We start from the raw sequence: 3156 nt of genomic DNA, 5'->3' as shown, positions 1-3156 counted from the left end.
GACTTCGCCGCCTCCATCGCGGCGACAAAACTGTCGAAGCGATGCGAGCGTTGGGAGTGGCCGGCAAGGCCGGAGGCTGCGAACCACTCCGCCCACATCTCGCGCGCGCCCGCCACCAACAGCAGCGGCAGCGATGTCCATTCGGCATTTCCGGCCAAGATCGGCGCAGCGACCGGAACGAGCCGCTCGACCGTCAACCGGTCGGCGTCGCGCCCGGAAAATGAACCGTTGCCGAAGCGGATGTCGAGCGTCGAGCCTGCCTCGTCGTAGTCCGTCGGTCGATGGATGGTCACCAGATCGAGCCTGATCCACGGCAGCGCCTTTGCGAGATCGGGAAGAGCCGGGACCAGCACCAGCAGCGCGAAAGAAATCGGAACGCGAATGGTGACGGTTTGCAAAACGCGTGGCTCGAACAACTCGCGCGTGCTGCTGCCGATGATCGCGAATGCCGACTGGATATGGGGAAGATAGGCGGCGCCCTCCGGCGACAACGCCACGCCGCGTGCCAGCCGCGCGAACAGTCGCGTCTTGAGACGCTCTTCCAGAAAGCGGATGTGCTGGCTGACGGCGGCTTGCGTGAGCCCGAGCTCGGCGGCCGCGGCGGTGAAATTCGACAGGCGCGCAGCCGCTTCGAAACTGCGTAGCCAGTCGAGCGGAGGCATGGGATCGGCAGCTTTTCCAGTCATTAGGTTTTTGGCGGCATTGGCTGAAAAACAATAATTTGAATTATGCCTTTGGTAAAGACAGCATGCAATCGGTACCGCGGCGCCGGCCCGAAGACGGGAGTTTCAGAAACGTGCTGACGAGAGCAAACCTTGGCGACGAAGGGCGAACGATCGCGCTTGGCTGGGACGATGGGACACGCAGCCGATTCCATGCCATGTGGCTGCGCGACAACGCACTGGACGACAGGACCCGCAGCGCCGGTAACGGCCAGCGGCTGGTCACCATTTTGGACATTCCGGGCGAGACACGGATCGGAGAGGCCTCGATCAAGGGCGAGGCGCTGGTGGTCACGTTCGTGCCTGAAGACAAGACCGTCAGCTTTCCCGCAAGCTGGCTTCGCGCCCATACTTACGACCGCGAAGAAAATCGGCAGCCCGGCTGGACCGGCAGCGACATTCGGCGGTGGACCAAGGCCACGATGCAGAGTTCGGTGCCGCGCGCGGCCTATAGTGAGGCGCGGCACGACAGGAATGTTCTGCGGCAATGGCTGACGGCGGTACGGAGCTTTGGCTTTGCCGTCATGGACGGTCTGCCGGCCGAATCCGGGGCATTATGCAATGTGGCCGATCTCTTCGGATATATCAGGGAGACCAATTACGGGCGCTGGTTCGAGGTGCGCGCCGAGGTCAATCCAAACAATCTTGCCTACACCAACCTTGGCCTGCAGGCGCATACCGACAATCCCTACCGCGACCCGGTGCCGACGCTGCAGATCCTGGCCTGCATCGAGAATACGGTGGAAGGCGGCGAATCCAGCGTCGTCGACGGATTCGCGGTGGCGGCCGCGCTGCAGGCGGAGAATTCGAACGGCTTCCGGTTGCTTTCCTCCTATCCGGCGCGCTTCGAATATGCCGGCTCATCGGGCGTGCGGCTGCAGTCCAAGCGCCCGATGATCGAGCTCGGACCGGATGGCGAGCTCATCTGCGTGCGCTTCAACAACCGCTCGCTGGCGCCGACCATCGACGTGCCGTTCGCCGAAATGAACGCATATTACGCCGCCTATCGCCGGTTCGCCGAACTGATCGAGGATCCGGCCTTCGAGGTGACCTTCAAGCTCGAGGCGGGCCAGTCGTTCATCGTCGACAACACGCGCGTCATGCATGCGCGCAAGGCCTTTTCCGGCAGCGGCACGCGCTGGCTGCAGGGCTGCTACGCCGACAAGGACGGCCTGCTGTCCACGCTGGCGGCAATCGAACACGATGTCAGAGAGGCGGCCGAATGAAATCGAATGAACTGAACACCGGCAACATCGTCGAGTTCATCGCCGACATTTTCGAGCGTCGCGGCGCGGAATCCTATCTCGGCGAGCCGGTCACCATGTCCGAGCATATGCTGCAGGGCGCGTGGCTAGCCGAGCAGGATGGCGCGCCGGAGGAGCTTGTGGCTGCGGCGCTGCTGCACGACATCGGCCACTACACCAGCGAGTTCGGCACCTATTCGCCCGACGACGTCGAGGACAAGCACCACGACGAGGCGGGTGGCGAGGTGCTGGCGCCGTTCTTTCCGCCGGTCATCGTCGAATGCGTCAGGCTGCATGTTGCGGCCAAGCGTTATCTCTGCGCCACCGATCCCTCCTACTTCGGCAAGCTGTCGCCGGCCTCGGTCCATACGCTGTCGCTGCAGGGCGGGCCGATGAGCGCGGAGGAGGTGGCGGAGTTCCGCAGCAATCCATTCCATCAGGAAGCCGTGCGTGTGCGCATCTGGGACGAGGGTGGCAAGGTCGCCAACATGAAGACGCGTGCCTTTCGCGACTACGTGCCGCTGCTGGAGCGGGTGGTGAAAAAGTTCGCGGCCCGAAGCGCGACGTGATCACCGGCGCCGCCCCACCCGGCACACTTGCCGACAATAGTGCGCCGCCGAAGACTAGAGACGTTTTCTCGGCAACATCATGCGTCTCGACATACCCGGCAAAATGCGTTGGCGGCAACCAGGCAAGGGGTGTGGTGCTGGCGGCCTGAACAATCCGCGCCGCTGAACAATGGGACCGACAGATTGCCCGTTGACAGCGGCGCGGAACCGACCTTATTGTCCGCGCCCATGAAAACAGCACTCATTCTCGTAGGCTGGCGCGTGGGCAAGGCGGTGTAACCGCCGGGCGAAAACCTCCCATGCGCATCCCACAGGCTCCCTCGGGGGCCTTTTTTATTGCCCAAAACCCAACTAAACGACCAGCAAATCGCCAGATGGCGAACAGTACGGGACCAGACCGATGAGCAACGGACATAACGAGCGGCGCGAAATGACGGGCGCCGAAATGGTGGTGCAGGCGCTGAAGGACAACGGCGTCAAGCATGTCTTCGGCTATCCGGGCGGCGCGGTCCTTCCGATCTATGACGAGATCTTCCAGCAGGATGAGGTCGAGCACATTCTGGTCAGGCACGAGCAGGGTGCCGGCCATGCCGCCGAAGGTTATGCGCGTTCGACCAGCAA

Annotated in this window: 4 protein-coding genes; 3 read left to right on the top strand and 1 reads right to left on the bottom strand. The window is 63.0% G+C overall.

What is annotated here, in order from left to right; translation table 11 throughout:
* Window positions 1–662 (bottom strand): LysR family transcriptional regulator (locus EOA79_RS31010; protein ID WP_164894032.1); only part of this gene is annotated, 662 nt, incomplete at its 3' end.
* 134 nt (window positions 663–796) lie between these two features.
* On the opposite strand from EOA79_RS31010, the gene EOA79_RS31005 reads away from it, so the two are divergent.
* From EOA79_RS31005 to EOA79_RS30995, 3 genes are all read left to right on the top strand, one after another.
* The gene (locus EOA79_RS31005; RefSeq protein WP_095825022.1) at window positions 797–1948 is read left to right on the top strand and encodes a gamma-butyrobetaine dioxygenase; all 1152 of its coding nucleotides are present in this window, start codon (window positions 797–799) and stop codon (window positions 1946–1948) included.
* Complete coding sequence (locus EOA79_RS31000) at window positions 1945–2535, top strand: HD domain-containing protein (protein ID WP_095824887.1); 591 nt, start codon at window positions 1945–1947, stop codon at window positions 2533–2535. The genes EOA79_RS31005 and EOA79_RS31000 overlap by 4 nt, the downstream gene beginning before the upstream one ends.
* Window positions 2536–2935: 400 nt before the next feature.
* The coding region (locus EOA79_RS30995; RefSeq protein WP_245489976.1) for a thiamine pyrophosphate-binding protein at window positions 2936–3156 on the top strand (221 nt) is incomplete at its 3' end.

It is taken from the genome of Mesorhizobium sp. M1A.F.Ca.IN.020.03.2.1 (assembly GCF_004023205.1).
Taxonomy (GTDB): domain Bacteria; phylum Pseudomonadota; class Alphaproteobacteria; order Rhizobiales; family Rhizobiaceae; genus Mesorhizobium.
Note: the sequence above shows the minus strand (reverse complement) of the source record. Positions and strands in the feature narration are given on the sequence as shown.